This window comes from Pseudomonas sp. GW456-12-1-14-TSB6, from assembly GCF_059424205.1.
Window position 1 is genome coordinate 175,048 of the sequence record NZ_JBWKZE010000002.1, and the last position, 16,542, is coordinate 191,589.

Here is a 16,542-nt window from a genome sequence, read left to right on the forward strand (position 1 = left end):
ACGTGGGAACGATCATCCAACAACCCACAAGAGGTTCCATGCCCAACCGCCCGCCTCTCGACGCCATCACCGCCCGCTGGTTGCCATGGGTCGTCGCCATCGCTTTCTTCATGCAGTCCCTCGACGGGACCATCCTCAACACCGCCCTGCCGGCCATGGCCCGGGACCTGGCCGAAGACCCGCTGCGCATGCAGGGCGTGATCATCGCCTACATGCTCACCGTGGCCTTGCTGATCCCGGCGTCGGGCTGGATCGCCGACCGCTTCGGCACCAAGAAAATCTTCTTCGGCGCGATCCTGCTGTTCAGCCTGGGCTCGCTGCTCTGCGCCTTGTCGAGCAGCCTGAGCATGCTGATCGGCGCGCGCGTGATCCAGGGCCTCGGCGGTGCCCTGATGCTGCCGGTCGGACGTTTGGTGGTGCTGCGCGCCTACCCGCGCTCGGAACTGGTGCGGATCATGGGCTTCATCACCATTCCCGGCCTGCTCGGCCCGCTGATCGGCCCGACCATGGGCGGCTGGATGGTGGAATACCTGACGTGGCACTGGATCTTCCTGATCAACCTGCCGGTCGGCGTCATCGGTTGCTATGCGGTGTGGAAGTTCATCCCCGACCTGCGCGGTACCGAGCGCACGCGTTTCGATAGCCTGGGGTTCCTGCTGTTCGGCGCGGCGATGGTACTGATCACCATCGCCATGGAAGGCCTCGGCGAACTGCACCTGCCGCACCTACGGGTGATGCTGTTGCTGTTCGGCGGCATGGCGTGTCTGGCAGCGTACTGGTTGCGCGCCGGGCACATTGAAAACCCGCTGTTCGCGCCGTCGCTGTTCAAGACCCGCACCTTCGCGGTCGGCATCCTCGGCAACCTGTTCGCCCGATTGGGCAGCGGCGCCCTGCCGTTTCTGGTGCCGTTGCTGCTGCAAGTGGCGCTGGGTTATTCGCCGTCCCAGGCCGGGATGAGCATGCTGCCGCTGGCGGCTGCGGCGATGGTCGCCAAGTGGGGCGCGCGGCCGCTGATCGAGCGTCTGGGCTATCGCATCGTGCTGACCGGCAACACGCTGTTTCTGGGGATCATGCTGGCGAGCATGGGTCTGGTCAGCGAGCAGACGCCGTACTGGCTGCTGCTGTGCCTGCTGGCGGTTCTCGGGGCGATCAACTCGCTGCAATTCACCGCGATGAACACCGTGACCCTGATCGACCTCGACGACGCCAGCGCCAGCAGCGGCAACAGTTTGCTGTCGGTGGTGGCGCAGTTGTCGCTGAGCCTTGGCGTGGCGTGTGCCGGTGCGCTGCTCGGCGGCTTTACGGCGGAGATCGGCAACGATGGCGTCGAGACCGTATTGGGCGCTTTCCAGCTCACGTTCGTGACCGTCGGGATCATGGCGATGCTGGCGGCGACGATTTTCTCGCAGCTCTCGAAAGAGGACGGACGGCGCGCCAAGCGCCGGGAGGAACACATCGAGCATTGACCGGGGTCTGCGTGGCGAGGGGACCGGCCCTCGTCACAGGCTTTGCGTTCGTCCAGAACTTTCGAGGAAAGTGGCCAGAGGCTGCTACACTGCGCGACATTTTGTTTTGCAGGCCAGTCCCGTGACCACCATCGCCACCGCTTTTAATACTTTGCCGCTGTCCGCCGCCATGCTGGCTAACCTCGACTCCCTCGGTTATGCCCAGATGACGCCGATCCAGGCGCAGAGCTTGCCGGTGATCCTCAAGGGGATGGACCTGATCGCCCAGGCCAAGACCGGCAGCGGCAAGACCGCCGCGTTCGGCATCGGCCTGCTGAACCCGATCAATCCGCGCTACTTCGGTTGCCAGGCACTGGTGATCTGCCCGACCCGCGAGCTGGCCGACCAGGTCGCCAAGGAAATCCGTCGTCTGGCCCGCGCCGAAGACAACATCAAGGTCCTGACCCTGTGCGGCGGCGTATCCTTCGGCCCGCAGATCGGCTCGCTGGAGCACGGCGCGCACATCATCGTCGGTACGCCGGGCCGCATCCAGCAGCACCTGCGCAAGGGTTCGCTGGTTCTCGACGGCCTCAACACGCTGATCCTCGACGAAGCTGACCGCATGCTCGACATGGGTTTCTACGACGCCATCGAAGACATCATCGAACAGACCCCGGCCCGCCGTCAGACCCTGCTGTTCTCGGCCACCTACCCGGTGGGCATCAAGCAGCTGGCGTCGAAGTTCATGCGCGACCCGCAAACGGTCAAGGCCGAAGCGTTCCACGACGACACCCAGATCGAACAGCGCTTCTACGAGATTTCCCCGGAAGAGCGCATGAGCGCGGTGACCAAGGTCCTGCATCACTTCCGTCCGGCCTCCACCGTGGCGTTCTGCTTCACCAAGCAGCAGGTGCAGGAAACCGTCGATCACCTGACCTCCAAAGGCATTTCCGCCGTCGGCCTGCACGGCGATCTGGAACAGCGTGACCGCGATCAGGTGCTGGCGATGTTCGCCAACCGCAGCACTTCGGTATTGGTTGCCACCGACGTTGCCGCCCGTGGTCTGGACATCGATGCACTGGACATGGTGATCAACGTCGAACTGGCCCGCGACTCGGAAATTCACATTCACCGCGTCGGCCGTACCGGTCGTGCCGGCGAGAAAGGCATCGCGGTCAGCCTGGTGGCGCCGTCCGAAGCCCACCGCGCGCAAGCCATCGAACAACTGCAGAAAACCCCGCTGAACTGGGATCAGGTGGATAACCTCAAGTCCCAGGGCGGTGCCCCGCTGCAACCGCCGATGAGCACGCTGTGCATCGCTGGCGGGCGCAAGGACAAGGTGCGTCCGGGCGACATTCTCGGCGCACTGACCGGTGAGGCCGGCATTCCGGGCGCCCAGGTCGGCAAGATCGCGATCTTCGACTTCCAGTCCTATGTGGCTGTTGAACGCACCGTGGTCATGCAGGCGCTGCAGCGCTTGAACAACGGCAAGATCAAGGGTCGTTCGCTGCGCGTTCGCATCCTCTGACCTGATCGTTCCCACGCTCTGCGTGGGAATGCATCCTGTGACGCTCCGCGTCACGATTCAAAAGCGGACGCAGAGCGTCCATGGCGGCATTCCCACGCAGAGCGTGGGAACGATCTACGTGATCATTGTGTGAGGACACCGTTTTGCGCTCTACCGAAGTCGTGATCATTGGCGCTGGCGCCGCAGGGTTGATGTGTGCACTGACCGCCGCCGGGCGCGGGCGTCAGGTGCTGCTGCTCGACCACGCGAACAAGGCCGGCAAGAAAATCCTGATGTCCGGCGGTGGGCGCTGCAACTTCACCAACATGTACACCGAACCGAGCAATTTTCTCTCGCAGAATGCGCACTTCTGCAAATCCGCGCTGGCCCGCTACACCCAGTGGGATTTCATCGGCATGGTTGCCAAACACGGCGTGCCGTATCACGAGAAGAAACTCGGCCAACTGTTCTGCGATAACAAATCCAGCGACATCCTCGGCATGCTGCTGGACGAGTGCGATCAGGTCGGCGTCAACCTGCACCTCGACACCTCGATCCAGACCATCGAGAAAGTCGAGGGCGGTTACCTGCTCGACACCACCCTCGGCCAGATCCAGTGCCAGTCGCTGGTGATCGCCACCGGCGGGCTGTCGATCCCGACGCTGGGCGCGACCGGTTTCGGATATCAGGTCGCCAAACAGTTCGGCCATGAACTGCTGCCGACCCGCGCCGGTCTGGTGCCGTTCACCATCACCGATCAGCTCAAGGACTTGTGCACCGAACTGTCCGGCACCTCGGTGGATTGTCTGGTCAGCTGCAACGACCAGAGTTTTCGCGAGAACATCCTGTTCACTCACCGCGGCCTCAGTGGCCCGGCGATTCTGCAGATTTCCTCGTTCTGGGAGCCGGGCGACACGGTCGAAATCAACCTGCTGCCCGATCATGACGCCGCGAACTGGCTGCAACAGCAAACCGCCGAGCGTCCGAACAGCGAGCTGAAAACCCTGCTCGGTGAAATCTTCACCAAGAAGATGGCCAACCTGCTGGCGGACAACTGGTTTGTCTCCAAACCGATGAAGCAGTACACCCACGCCGAACTGGCGGACATCGCCGAGAAGCTCGGCAGCTGGAAAGTCGTCCCGGCCGGCACCGAGGGCTATCGCACCGCCGAAGTGACGCTGGGTGGCGTCGACACCCGCGAAGTTTCGTCCAAGACCATGGAATCGCTGAAAAGCCCGGGCCTCTACTTCGTAGGCGAAGTGCTGGATGTCACCGGACATCTGGGCGGATTCAACTTCCAGTGGGCGTGGGCATCGGGTTACGCGGCGGCGCAATACGTCTGATTCGAAGGCCGTGCGGAACACTTTTTGCTGTCAGATGTGATCGGCGCCATTGCGTCGGCGTCATTACTGGCTCAATTTAGCGGCATCGCCTCGGAAGGCCTTCGCACTTCATGTCCTCGACCTCGTTTCGTCAGTCTTTGCGGCGCCTGTGGGCGCTGGATAAATTCAGCTACAGCGTGCGGGTGTTCATCGCCCTGACCGGCAGCATGGCGCTGTGCTGGTATCAGGATGAAATGGGGCTGCTGATCCCGTTGTTCCTCGGGATCATCGCCAGCGCCCTGGCCGAGACCGACGACAGTTGGCAGGGCCGTCTCAACGCACTGGCAGTGACGCTGGTGTGTTTCAGCGTCGCGGCGCTGTCCGTGGAATTGCTGTTCCCCTACCCCATCGTTTTCGTCATCGCTTTGGCACTGGCCAGCTTCGGCCTGACCATGCTCGGTGCGCTCGGCGAACGTTACGGGGCGATTGCTTCGGCGACGCTGATTCTTTCCGTCTACACCATGATCGGCGTGGATCAGCGCGGTGGCGCGGTCACGGATTTCTGGCATGAGCCGATGCTGCTGGTGGCCGGTGCCGCGTGGTACGGCCTGCTGTCGGTGCTGTGGCAGGCGATGTTTTCCAACCAGCCGGTGCAGCAGAGTCTGGCGCGGTTGTTCCGCGAACTCGGCTATTACCTGAAGCTGAAATCCTCGCTGTTCGAGCCGATCCGTCAGATGGACGTAGAGGCGCGGCGACTGGAACTGGCCCAGCAGAATGGCCGGGTCGTCGCAGCCCTGAACAGCGCCAAGGAAATCATCCTGCACCGGGTCGGCAACGGTCGTCCGGGCTCGAAAGTCAGCCGTTACCTGAAGCTGTACTTCCTGGCGCAAGACATTCACGAACGCGCCAGCTCTTCGCACTATCCCTACAACGCCCTGGCCGATGCGTTCTTCCACAGCGATGTCTTGTTCCGCTGCCAGCGCCTGCTGCGCCAGCAAGGCAAGGCCTGTCGGGCGCTGGCCGAATCGATCCAGATGCGCCAGCCGTTCACCTACGACGCGAGTTTCGCCGAAGCCCTGAGCGACCTGCATGCTTCCCTCGAACACCTGCGCATTCAGAGCAACCCGGCCTGGCGTGGCCTGCTCCGCTCACTGCGGGCACTGGCGGCCAACCTCGGCACCCTCGACCGTTTGCTCAGCGATGCCAGCAACCCCGATGCCCTGGCCGATGCCACCGACAGCAGCCTGCTCGACCGCTCGCCGCGCAACTTCAAGGACGTGTGGATTCGTCTGCGCACGCAGCTGACGCCGACCTCGCTGCTGTTCCGCCACGCCCTGCGTTTGCCGCTGGCGTTGAGCATCGGCTACGGCATGGTGCACCTGATTCACCCGTCGCAGGGTTACTGGATCATCCTCACCACGCTGTTCGTCTGCCAACCGAACTACGGCGCCACCCGGCGCAAACTCGGCCAGCGGATTTTCGGCACGGCGATCGGCCTGACGATTGCCTGGGCGCTGTTCGATCTGTTCCCGAATCCGCTGGTGCAGTCGTGCTTCGCCATCGCCGCCGGCGTGGTGTTCTTTACCAACCGCACCACCCGCTACACCGTGGCCACCGCCGCGATCACGATCATGGTGCTGTTCTGCTTCAACCAGGTCGGCGATGGCTACGGGCTGTTTGTGCCGAGGCTGTTCGATACCTTGCTCGGCAGCCTGATCGCGGGACTGGCGGTGTTCCTGTTTCTGCCGGACTGGCAGGGTCGGCGCTTGAACAAAGTGCTGGCCAACACCCTCACCTGCAACAGCATCTACCTGCGCCAGATCATGCAGCAATACGCCGCCGGCAAGAGCGACGACCTCGCCTATCGCCTGGCCCGGCGCAACGCGCACAACGCCGACGCCGCACTATCAACAACGTTGGCGAACATGCTGATGGAGCCGGGGCATTTCCGGAAGGAAGCCGACGTGGGCTTCCGCTTCCTGGTGCTATCGCACACCTTGCTCAGCTATTTGTCAGGCCTCGGCGCGCACCGCGAAACCCAGTTGCCGGCCGAGGTGCGCGAACATTTGATCGACGGCGCCGGGGTGAGTCTGGCGTCGAGCATCGATGAGATCGCCCAGGGTCTGGCGAGCAAACAGCCGATTGCCATTCAAAGCGATGAGGAAGAAGCGCTGGCCAATGAGCTGGAGCAGATGCCGGACGAAATCGACGAGGGCCAGCGGCTGGTGCAGACGCAACTGGCGCTGATCTGCCGCCAGCTCGGCCCGTTGCGCACGCTGGCGGCGCACCTGATCAAGGACACAGCCGAGGATTGAGCCGCCTCACATGCCGTGCTGCCTGAGCAGCTTTTCATAGCTGCCATCGGCCTTCATCGACGCAATCGCCTTGTCGAACCCGGCCACGATCTGTTCGTGCTGCGGGTTCTTCAGGCTGACCAGAATGTGCAGGCTGTTCTCGCTCAGCGGCTTGGGCAGAAACTCCACCGCGTTACGTACCTTCTGTGATTCCCGGGCCAGGTAATAGCGGGCCACGTATTCGTCTTCCAGGGTCAGCTTTACCCGGTCCGCCGCGAGCATGCGCACGGCCATGGCGAAGTTATGCACAGGGACTTTCTGCAACGCGGTGTCGGCATCGAACGGCGCCGAATAGGCATAGCCGCGCACTACCGCAACCGGATAGGTATGCAGTTCCTGCAGGTTGTTGTATTCGATGGGCGCGTCTTTGCGCTTGAGGAAGCGCACGCGATTGAGCAGGTACTCGGCGGAAAACTGCCCGATCTTCGTGCGCTCGTCGTTGTACCAGGCGTTGACCAGCACGTCGTAACGTCCTTCGCCAACACCCAGCAACGCCCGCGCCCACGGCACCTGCTCATAACCGCTGGCATAACCGGCACGGGCCAGGGCCGTGCTGACGATGTCGGTCGCCAGCCCACCGTTGACCAGCGTGTCATCGGTAAAGGGCGGCCAGACGTCGAACACCAGACGCAATTTCTCCGCTGCCGCGCTTTGACCCAGCAACAGCAATCCGATCAAAGCAAAGGCTCGATGCAATCGCGGCATGCTTGAAAATCCTTAGCGGGCGGGCCGCCCGGCGTGTTTTCAGTCAAAACCCCAAGGCCCCTTACCGGCGAATCCCAGGCCCTAACCTTAGCTCATTGAAGCCATTGCACAGTGCTTCCCAGCAGATTACACAAAGTACGGCGAGCCGCGATATTGGAATGATGGCATTTTGGCCTTTGTCACAGATTTCTCAGCCATACAGACATATTTCGGCGGGGCGCTTAGTATCGGGCGACGTTGTTCAAGGAATCGGAAGATGACAATCGAGTGGGTCTGCAAACATCACAGCGATCTGGGACTGGAGCAGCTGTACGCCATTTTGAAATTGCGCTCGGAAGTGTTCGTGGTCGAACAGCGCTGCGCGTACCTGGATCCGGACGGTCAGGATCTGGACGGTGACACCTGCCATTTGATGGGCTGGGACGATGATCAACTGGTGGCGTACCTGCGCCTGCTGGATCCGGAATCCCAGGGTGGCGACGTGGTGATCGGCCGCGTGCTGACCGCGCCGGCCGGGCGTGGCAAAGGGTTGGGGCATGAAATGATGGAACAGGCGCTGAAACAGGCGCAGAAGCGTTGGCCTGAAGTGCCGATCTATCTGTCGGCCCAGGCGCATTTGCAGGGGTATTACGGGCGGTATGGGTTTGTGGTGGCGGGTGAGGAATATCTTGAGGATGACATTCCGCACATAGGAATGCGTCGGTCTTGAGATTTCCCCTTCGCGGGCTTGCCCGCGAAGGGACTGCTGAAGTCAGGGATACTCGAGAACAGCCTTGATCTGCCGCAAATTCCGCTCGATCCACCCCCGATCGATCGCCCCCCACTCCCGAATCCGATAGCGCCCCGCATGATTGCGCGCGCCCTCCTCCTGTTCGAACTCACAGACGATATCCAGATCCGTCAGCGCCGCAATCGTGTCCTGCGCCGTACGCCGGGGCATGCCGGTGACCTCGGTCAACGCCGGCACGCTGCTGGCCAGGCCGCTGTCGATCAGGTACGCCACGTACAAGCGCCGGTAGAAACTGCTCTTGGTCTTGCTCACGTCCATGCATGCGCTCCGTTGTTTGATGTCTTATTGCATGTCCCGCCAGGTCAGATACACCCGCAGGTCGAACTCGACCTGGTGGTAACCCGGCAGCATGTGCTCACATAACTTATAGAACGCCTTGTTGTGATCCGACTCCTTGAAGTGCGCCAGCTCGTGCACGACGATCATCTTCAAAAACTCCGGCGCGGCGTCCTTGAACAGCGAGGCGATGCGGATCTCTTTCTTGGCCTTGAGCTTGCCGCCCTGCACCCGCGAGACCGTGGTGTGCAGGCCGAGGGCGCGATGGGTCAGGTCGAGGCGGTTGTCGAACAGCACCTTGTCAATGGCCGGGGCGTTGCGCAGGTATTCCTGCTTCAGGTCCAGCGCGTAGCCGTACAACGCCTTGTCGCTCTGCACATCGTGGCGGCCCGGATAGCGTTGGCTCAGGTAATCACCGAGGCGGTTGTCGGCGATCAATTGGCGCACCTGATCCTGCAGATTCGCGGGATAGGCCTGGAGGTATTTCAACGCAGTCATGGGGCGGCACGGGTCATGAAAAGGCCGCCAGTGTAGCGAATTCAACCGGCCAACGCGCTCCAGTCGAACGGCTCGGTAAAGCGTGCGGTGTCCTCGGCGACCAACGGCCGCGCCACAAGAAAGCCTTGCACGTACTGACAACCATGGGCTTGCAGCCACTGGTATTGCTCGACGGTTTCCACGCCTTCGGCAATCACCAGCAAGCCGTATTCCTTGCACAGGTCGATGACCGTGCGCACCAGCGAAGCGTCGCGGGACGAGTCCGGCAATCGGGCGATCAGGTGGCGATCGAGCTTGAGAGTGTCCAGTTCCAGATCGCGCAGATGCGCCAGCGAGCAGGCTCCGGAACCGAAATCATCCAGCGCCACCCGCACCCCGAGATTGCGCAGCAGCTTCAGCTGCTTGCGGGTCTCGTCCGGGTTGATCGTCAGCGCCTCTTCGGTGACTTCCACTTCCATCTGGTGCGGCTGCAAACCATGGCGCTCCAGCACCTGGCGCAATTCGGTCACCAGATTCGGCAGGCCGAACTGAGTGTTGCTCAGGCTCACGCCGATCACCAGATCCCTGGAGAACTCGGCCTCCCACGCCTTACGCTGCCCGGCGCTGCGATGATAGATCCAGCTGCCGAGGCGGCTGATCAACGTCGCCTCCTCCAGCAACGGCAGGAACAACCCCGGCGGCACGTCGCCGACACTCGGGTGCTGCCAGCGCAGCAACGCCTCGAAACCACGAACGCGACCATCGCCAATGGCCACCTGCGGCTGATACACCAGATTGAAATCGCGGTTCTCGATGGCATTACGCACGCTTTCTTCCAGCATCAGCCGCGACCGCGCGCGGCCGTTCATTTCATGATCGTAGAAACGATATTGCTGACGCCCGGCACGCTTGGCCTCGTACATGGCGATGTCCGAGGCGCGCAGCAAACCGTCAAGGTTGTTGCCGCAATCCGGGTAAGTGGCGATGCCGATACTCGCACCCAGCGCAATATCCAGCCCTTCAATCTGCTGACAGATCGACACCCGCTCTATGAGTTTTTCAGCAATCTTCGCCGCTTGCTCGGGGAATTCCAGATCCAGCAGCGCGGTGAATTCATCGCCGCCCATCCGCGCCAGAATATCGAACGGCCGCAGGCAGGCTTTCAATTGTTCGGAGACCCAGCGCAACACCCGGTCCCCGGCATCATGGCCGAGGGAATCGTTGACCCTTTTGAAGCCGTCGAGATCGAGGTACATCAGCACCCAACTGCTGTCGGTGCGCTCGCCGCGCAGCAGCAGGTTTTCAACGGTCTGGTAAAAACCCCGACGATTGAGCAGCCCGGTCAGCGGGTCGGTGACGGCCTGAAATTCCAGCTGTTGATGCAGATGACGCACCACCGACATGTCCAGCACCGTCACCACCATCGCGTGCTGTTCACTCGGCAGCGGCGCACAGGACAAGGCCACCGGCACCTGCTGCCCCGGTGCGGTGCGTAGCGACGCATCGTGTAGACGCAGCGTCTCGCCACGTTTGTAACCGGCGTAAAACTCGGAATCGGCCCACAGCGGAATGTGCGGTTTCTGCAGATAATCGAGAAACTCCTGCCCTTCCAGCTCCTTTACCGGCGCATTGAGCAACCGGGAAATCGCCGGGTTGGCGAAGCGAATCAAACCATCCTCGCCCAGCACCAGAATCCCTTCGGCGGCGTTATCCAGCACCGACGCATTGAAGGCCCGCGCCGATTCCAGATCCTGACTCAAGCGCTGCAAGGCCCGGCGATTGCGCTGGTGCTCGAGCAACGCCTGGACTTTCGGCTTGAGAATCTGCGGATCGAACGGTTTGAACAGGTAATCCACCGCACCGCTGGCATAACCCTTGATCACGGCGTCCTGGGATTGCTCGTTGGCGGTGAGGAAAATGATCGGGGTCAGGCGCGTGCGCTGGCTGCCGCGCATCAGCCGCGCGACTTCGAAACCGTCCATGCCCGGCATCTGCACATCCAGCAGCACCAGGTCGATGTCGTGTTCGAGCAACAGGTTGAGCGCTTCGTAACCGGAAGCGGCGGTCAATACCTGCCAGTCCTGGCGCTGCAGCAACGCGCGCATGCTGATCAGGTTTTCAGGGTAATCATCGACGATCAAAAGGACTGAGCTGCCTTCACCTGGCTGGGGTTGCGCGCATTCCATGCTGCTTCTCTTGTCGGGACAACTCGTGTCGGGGCATCTCGGGTCAGTGTTCCGCGCGGCTTCTCGTGAAAACCGTACAGTCACCGAGTCTTCACTCTAGTCCGGGATCTGTAAAAGCAATAGCTGTCATCCAGCCATCATTTAAACAAACCAGCAGGCAGCCGACTAACGGTCACCGCTGAAGCCCCCGAAAACCGGGAAAGGTGGCATTTCGACAGGATGTTGACGCCAATCATCCGCCAGACGGCCGTTAACAAAAAATCCCTCTACGCTTATAAAGGCCGCCCCCAAAAGGCGCGGGCTAGAGCTTCTGGCACGCGCGTGCAAGAGAAATAGAGTGGAAGAACCGACATGATCGACCTCGCAACCTGGAACCTCAGCGTTCCCGTTGGCAGCCCGCCCTACACCGTCGAAACCTCCAAACTGGTGAACGGCTTCAAGGATCAGTACTTCCATTCCGACACCGGCACCCTGTTCTTCTGGTCCCCGGTGACCGGTTCGAAAACCGAAAACGCCATTTATCCCCGCACCGAACTGCGTGAGACCTACAGCAACGGAACATTGCGCAACTGGTATTACCCCGACGCCGACAACCTGCTGCGCGCGACCCTTTCGGTCAACAAGGTGCCCAGCTCGGGCAAGATCGTCATCGGCCAGATCCACGCCTATGAAAGCCAGAAGCCGATGCTCAAGCTTGAATACCAATACAAAGAAAAAACCGAGACCGGCAACCTGGTGATCAAACTGCGCACCCATCCGGATCAGGACGAAAGCCGCGTCATCACCCTCGCCACCGGGATCAAACTCAATCGCGAGTTCAACTACCTCATTCACCTGAGCCCCGGCGGCGCGCTGGGCGTGAGTGCGGCCGGGTATCAGTGGGATTCGCAGATCAGCGCGACGTGGCGCAACAAACCGCTGTATTTCAAGGCGGGTGTGTATGTGCAGGACAACACCGGGTACACCAGCGAGGGTGGGCAGGTGACGTTCAGCAAGCTGGATATTGATCACGATAAATAGTAGCCACGCGACCGTTTAAGGCTTCTGTTTAAAGACGGTTCGCGTTACTTCCTGAAGCCTACAACGGCTTGCGTCGCTGCCTACCGGTACGCCAGAATCCGCCGGCTTGTGCGCCTGGAGGGCCATCGGTAACTTGATTCCGGTCACTGATTCGCAGTGATCGGGTTTAGTAGCCCGAGGGTTCGCGAGGCGTATTTGCACTCCAGAAAGTGAGATATCTCAATATCTGCGCTTGATGGTAGCTGTACGCAGGGCGCTTTCGGGCGCGCCGGTTCGCGTCTCCCCGGTCTACTAACCTGCGTTCAGCTGCCACCCCATCGTTTAGTAGCGATCCGGTGTCGGCTCCATTTCCCGGAGACGAAACATGATTCAATCGACACCTCATCCGCCGGTCACAGACCCGGCCTCCCCCTACGATCCCCTCGACCCCACCAAACTCAACGAAGCCGCCGAACGCGCCCTCGACCACTACCTCTGCCCCGGCGCCCGCATCATGACCACGGTCAACGAACCCGACCGCATGTACTTCGCCAATCCCGCCTACAACACGGAATCCCTGCTGGCCAACGCCAGCGAAACCCTCGGCTCCGCCAGCGAAATGCTCAACAACTTCGCCGCGACTCTCCCTCCCACCGACCGCAAAACCGCGATAGGCATTGCGCAGTTGGTAATGCTTGGAGAACTGGCGGTGAATCAGGCGCTGGATCACGTCGAACCGGCATAACCTGCACACCGCTGAAACCAAAAAACCCGCCCTTTCACTGAGTCTGACGGGGTGGGTTTGCTGTGAACCGGATCAAATCGCCTGGAGTCCGGCGTACACCCTTCTTCACGTAATCAAATACGAGCGAAGAAAACTGAGAGCCACCACTCGACTGGGAGTAGCGGGCACTTGAGGGGCCGGAGAGGGTGGAGTCGGCACACCCGGAGGAGTCGCACCAGAGTGAACAACTTCAACATCGTAGATGCCGGGCGTAATACCCATGGCAGGCCAGCGACTTGTATTGATCTCGTTCTGGATAAATACCCCCTGCTGCCTTCTAAGAGCCAAAAAAATCCGATAGTCATCGAGATGAATTTTCAATACCGACGTTGGAAAAAGGCTTTGGTCAACCAGAAGGATCTCCAGCTCGTCGCCTACTCTGGTAGCGCCTGGTAACGCGTAATGCAAAGCCGCGAACACTGTTCCCGGCACTTGTACCAGCAACGGCGCAACGCTTCTCATCTGCAAAGATGGATAAGGATTAGGATCGGAAGCTATTTGCAGTGTAGTCGCGCTCAATCCAATCAGATTTCCCGGAACCGCTACAACAGGGGTAACGTTCATAGTCAACCTACTTGATCAAAGATGCCGACGGATGATTAAAACCAAGCTCATGCACTCACAGCCTAACAAGCACTTGAGCTCAAGGAACCTGTAAAAACTACCAGTTTCTAATTCAATTCAGCCATAAGAACTATCCCAGCTATAGCCCTGCAGCATTTCAACTACTCACCACACCACCTGAGCAAAAAGGGAGCAAAAAAACAAAAGTTGACGGATTCATTTACCGCAGAGATCAAAAAAACGAAGAGATCATCTTTCCCCTGAAACAAATGGATTTCCCCTGAAACAAATGGATTTTCAGCTTCAAACAACGACAATCGCTATTTATTCCATCGCCAAATGGTATAAAAAACTGTCAACTTTGACAGTTCCCATCACGCTTGAAAATCCACAACAATCACCCTCGCAGTGACATCAAACCTATGAAAACCAGCCACACCCATACAAGCAACAGAACAAATGCAAACCTTTTCAGCACAAAACCCATAAAAGGAATTATCAAATGCACTTCCCTGACACTCAGTTTGATCAATATGATGATCTGACAATCCTCGATGACGAAAATAATTACTACGAGGGCAACTTCCTCAGTTTTGATCCAGAGGCGGACGCACTGATTCTTGACAGAAGTGGTGTGCCTGAAGTGATCGAGAGGAAAAAAATTTTACGTATGTACGGAGGCCGCGAACGATCCATCTGGTTTCGGGATCCCCAAAATACCTGGGAGGCTTGCAGCACAATTGAGACAACCGATACTTCGAATTTTAAGCTTGGAGAGTTGCTGACCTTTATGGACTCGAACAATCAACCGGTTATAGCGAAAATCTCAAAAATTGATTCAATATTAATGACAGCTGACATCCTCGGTGCATTCCAAAACGTTGATATTTTCGGGCCGCTGGACATGATGTCAGATAGATTCATTTTGAGAACGAACGTCTCGACTTCAGCTGACGCAAAAAGAGTCACATTCAACATTGGTACTGCCAGAGGTGGCGCGGCAGGTGGAGTCTATTCGGCTATTCACACGCACATGCAGAATAATCCCGGATGGAGCTTAACCAACAGGAAATAAACCAATGGGTCGAGCTTTTAATTCGTCCAATCACCGAATAAAACCCGATCCTATTCCCCTTAACCAATAATTTACAAGTCCCTGACATTGTAAGTCGATCAAATATACCGTGACACACCGTCCGGTGCCGTATTCATTGATTGAAATCAGGGACTCGTATTAAACAAGGGATGATCTTCAGCGTTCCCTGCGCGCAACAGGAGTTAAATCATGAGCACGTTAACAATGCTAACTGCGCCATTACCACTTCCAACTTCAGGCATTACAGCTTCCTCCATCAAGGCCTCGCCTTCAACGAGCGCCAGCGTAGCCCCAGCACCGTTGATACAGTGGAACAACTCAAAAACAAACACAGCCTTGGCAGGCATACTGGTGCATTTAACCCCAAACACTCGGCCTGATGACAAAATCGAGCTTCTCATCAATTCGATCAATCCAAATGGCCCTTCGACTACCGTGCACACCGAAATTTTAACCCTCCAAAGGCTCAACTCTTTACTGGGCAGCAAACTCAGCCGCATTGGTGTAGAGAAAAATTTGACGCTTCAAAACGGTGACTATGCACTTCGTTATTTACAATTCAACGCAAGCGGAGTTCTCGTCTCAGCATCACTTTCTGCAAGATTCAGACTCTCCTGAAGAACCTGAAAAAAAGCGGGTGGATTTATGCGACGTGGCGCAACAAGCCGCTGTACTTCAAGGCCGGCGTGTATGTGCAGGGCAACACCGGGTACACCAGCGAGGGTGGGCAGGTGACGTTCAGCAAGCTGGATATCGATCACGATAAGTAGCCGCGATGCGCTCGTTTAAGGCTGCTGTTTAAAGGCAGTGCGCGTAACGTCCCGAAGCCTACAACGGCTTGCGTCGCTGCCTACTGGTACGCCAGAATCCGCCGGCTTGTGCGCCTGGAGGGCCATCGGTAACTTGATTCGGGTCACTGATTCGCAGTGATCGGGTTTAGTAGCCCGTGGTTTCAAGCTTTGAAAAAATTGGGACAGATTTATTTATCTGCTGATCGATTAAATAAATCTGCCCCCGCTTTACTTTAGTTTTAACTCAGCCGACAGGTATCAAATACGGGTCGTACCGATTGGCTTTCGTTTCATTCCTGAGCCGACGGAGTCATTCAACGCCACTACCCGCCCCGCATCCCATTCCCGCTGCATATCAGCAAACAACTCGCCGTTCACTCTTGCCTGATGATTCGCCAACGCTTGAGTCATCGCCTCGGCAATACGCTCGATGATCAATCCTGGCTTCTCCACTGAGCAATGCTTGCGACCAAACTCGATCAGTTGCTGGCGATCCGGGATAGGTTTTCACCTTGTTCATCTTGATGGCCAACGTGCGATCAACCAAGGAGCGACCTGATTTTGGATTGTAGTTTTCGTAAACCGTTGTAGTGGTGACATCGAAAACGGGTGCCAATTGCACGGTTTGCAGTGCTTCTGGATGGTAGGTGAGGCGCCCAATCTGGTTCACGCCGATGACCGATAACAGACGCATCTCATCGACTTGCATGTGCTTGGCCATCCGGCGCTTGATCTGATCCGCCAGAAACCCTTCAGGCACATTCATATCGAAGATCGGATGCAGCACGTTGCTCACCGAGGGCGTCGGATCATAGGGCATGACCAGAGAGACTTCCCTTGTTGCATCGGCGGTTTCATAGGCAAAGGAAAACTGCGATCCCCTGGACAACTCGCCGGAGAAGCCTTGCGGCGTGATGACGTTGAGCCTTTTGACTTTACTCATCGTGCTCTACCAGATCGGCCAGGGATTTGAGATCAATGCGGTTATCGACAATTTCCAGTGCCATGCCCAGCGCTGACAACACCCTGAACGCGGTGTAGAGCGCGACATTCTCGCCGGCCTCAAGGTCAATGATGGTTTTGCGGCTGCATTTGGCTCTGTGGGCCAATATCGCTTGGCTGTAGCCTTTGGCCCGACGCAATTGCCGAATTCTTTCACCGAAAACAGCGGGATTAGGGAGCAGCATAAATGTCACCCATATGGGACTTTTTAAAATCTAAAATCGATTATGTCCGTTATGAGTGA

At 58.6% G+C, this 16,542-nt stretch carries 16 protein-coding genes and 1 pseudogene; 10 read left to right on the top strand and 7 right to left on the bottom strand.

What is annotated here, in order from left to right:
- Window positions 1-38: 38 nt before the first annotated feature.
- From mdtD to yccS, 4 genes are all read left to right on the top strand, one after another.
- On the top strand, window positions 39-1,466 hold the full coding sequence (gene mdtD / locus AC07Y2_RS02300) for a multidrug transporter subunit MdtD (protein ID WP_039767988.1): 1,428 nt from the start codon (window positions 39-41) through the stop codon (window positions 1,464-1,466).
- Window positions 1,467-1,587: 121 nt separating this feature from the next.
- On the top strand, window positions 1,588-2,973 hold the full coding sequence (gene dbpA, locus AC07Y2_RS02305) for an ATP-dependent RNA helicase DbpA (RefSeq protein WP_103385372.1): 1,386 nt from the start codon (window positions 1,588-1,590) through the stop codon (window positions 2,971-2,973).
- Between the two features lie 143 nt (window positions 2,974-3,116).
- Window positions 3,117-4,295 (top strand): BaiN/RdsA family NAD(P)/FAD-dependent oxidoreductase, encoded by a 1,179-nt coding sequence (locus AC07Y2_RS02310; protein WP_103385371.1) that lies wholly within the window; start codon window positions 3,117-3,119, stop codon window positions 4,293-4,295.
- Window positions 4,296-4,405: 110 nt separating this feature from the next.
- A complete protein-coding gene (gene yccS, locus AC07Y2_RS02315; protein WP_103385370.1) occupies window positions 4,406-6,589 on the top strand; it encodes a YccS family putative transporter in 2,184 nt (727 codons plus the stop codon).
- A gap of 6 nt (window positions 6,590-6,595) precedes the next feature.
- Here yccS and AC07Y2_RS02320 read toward each other — a convergent pair whose 3' ends face one another.
- Window positions 6,596-7,333, bottom strand: a complete 738-nt coding sequence (locus AC07Y2_RS02320) for a substrate-binding periplasmic protein (protein WP_064599988.1) — start codon at window positions 7,331-7,333, stop codon at window positions 6,596-6,598.
- Window positions 7,334-7,589: 256 nt separating this feature from the next.
- Between AC07Y2_RS02320 and AC07Y2_RS02325 the strand changes: the two genes are divergently transcribed.
- Entirely contained in the window at window positions 7,590-8,042 is a 453-nt protein-coding gene (locus tag AC07Y2_RS02325) for a GNAT family N-acetyltransferase (RefSeq protein ID WP_064599990.1), read from the top strand.
- Window positions 8,043-8,084: 42 nt separating this feature from the next.
- Here the strand turns inward: AC07Y2_RS02325 and AC07Y2_RS02330 are convergent, their stop codons facing one another.
- From AC07Y2_RS02330 to AC07Y2_RS02340, 3 genes are read right to left on the bottom strand one after another with little or no spacing between them, the layout of a single operon-like run.
- The gene (locus AC07Y2_RS02330) at window positions 8,085-8,381 is read right to left on the bottom strand and encodes a winged helix-turn-helix domain-containing protein (protein ID WP_039767983.1); all 297 of its coding nucleotides are present in this window, start codon (window positions 8,379-8,381) and stop codon (window positions 8,085-8,087) included.
- A 24-nt stretch (window positions 8,382-8,405) separates the two neighbouring features.
- Window positions 8,406-8,897 (bottom strand): M48 metallopeptidase family protein, encoded by a 492-nt coding sequence (locus tag AC07Y2_RS02335; RefSeq protein ID WP_007959720.1) that lies wholly within the window; start codon window positions 8,895-8,897, stop codon window positions 8,406-8,408.
- Between the two features lie 41 nt (window positions 8,898-8,938).
- On the bottom strand, window positions 8,939-11,062 hold the full coding sequence (locus AC07Y2_RS02340; RefSeq protein ID WP_074692094.1) for a putative bifunctional diguanylate cyclase/phosphodiesterase: 2,124 nt from the start codon (window positions 11,060-11,062) through the stop codon (window positions 8,939-8,941).
- A gap of 351 nt (window positions 11,063-11,413) precedes the next feature.
- Here AC07Y2_RS02340 and AC07Y2_RS02345 point away from each other — a divergent pair, with 351 nt between their 5' ends.
- Together AC07Y2_RS02345 and AC07Y2_RS02350 are read left to right on the top strand one after the other, a co-directional pair.
- Window positions 11,414-12,082 carry a polysaccharide lyase family 7 protein gene (locus tag AC07Y2_RS02345; protein ID WP_011336318.1) on the top strand — a complete coding sequence of 223 codons (669 nt, stop codon included), beginning with the start codon at window positions 11,414-11,416 and terminating at the stop codon, window positions 12,080-12,082.
- A gap of 364 nt (window positions 12,083-12,446) precedes the next feature.
- Window positions 12,447-12,806 (top strand): DUF6124 family protein, encoded by a 360-nt coding sequence (locus AC07Y2_RS02350; RefSeq protein ID WP_103385369.1) that lies wholly within the window; start codon window positions 12,447-12,449, stop codon window positions 12,804-12,806.
- A gap of 105 nt (window positions 12,807-12,911) precedes the next feature.
- Here the strand turns inward: AC07Y2_RS02350 and AC07Y2_RS02355 are convergent, their stop codons facing one another.
- On the bottom strand, window positions 12,912-13,409 hold the full coding sequence (locus AC07Y2_RS02355; RefSeq protein ID WP_146040472.1) for a hypothetical protein: 498 nt from the start codon (window positions 13,407-13,409) through the stop codon (window positions 12,912-12,914).
- A gap of 502 nt (window positions 13,410-13,911) precedes the next feature.
- Here AC07Y2_RS02355 and AC07Y2_RS02360 point away from each other — a divergent pair.
- The 3 genes and pseudogenes from AC07Y2_RS02360 to AC07Y2_RS02370 form a co-directional block, all read left to right on the top strand.
- Complete coding sequence (locus AC07Y2_RS02360) at window positions 13,912-14,484, top strand: hypothetical protein (RefSeq protein ID WP_103385368.1); 573 nt, start codon at window positions 13,912-13,914, stop codon at window positions 14,482-14,484.
- A gap of 210 nt (window positions 14,485-14,694) precedes the next feature.
- Window positions 14,695-15,123, top strand: coding sequence for a hypothetical protein (locus tag AC07Y2_RS02365; RefSeq protein WP_146040471.1), 429 nt, complete (start codon window positions 14,695-14,697; stop codon window positions 15,121-15,123).
- Window positions 15,057-15,275 (top strand): annotated as a pseudogene (locus tag AC07Y2_RS02370) (polysaccharide lyase family 7 protein); the annotation flags it as partial. The gene AC07Y2_RS02365 and the pseudogene AC07Y2_RS02370, both read left to right, overlap by 67 nt.
- Window positions 15,276-15,651: 376 nt before the next feature.
- Here AC07Y2_RS02370 and AC07Y2_RS02375 read toward each other — a convergent pair.
- Window positions 15,652-16,239, bottom strand: coding sequence for a HipA N-terminal domain-containing protein (locus AC07Y2_RS02375; protein WP_256586959.1), 588 nt, complete (start codon window positions 16,237-16,239; stop codon window positions 15,652-15,654).
- A complete protein-coding gene (locus tag AC07Y2_RS02380) occupies window positions 16,232-16,483 on the bottom strand; it encodes a helix-turn-helix transcriptional regulator (RefSeq protein WP_102619726.1) in 252 nt (83 codons plus the stop codon). Before AC07Y2_RS02380 ends, AC07Y2_RS02375 begins: the two co-directional genes overlap by 8 nt.
- Window positions 16,484-16,542: the final 59 nt, after the last annotated feature.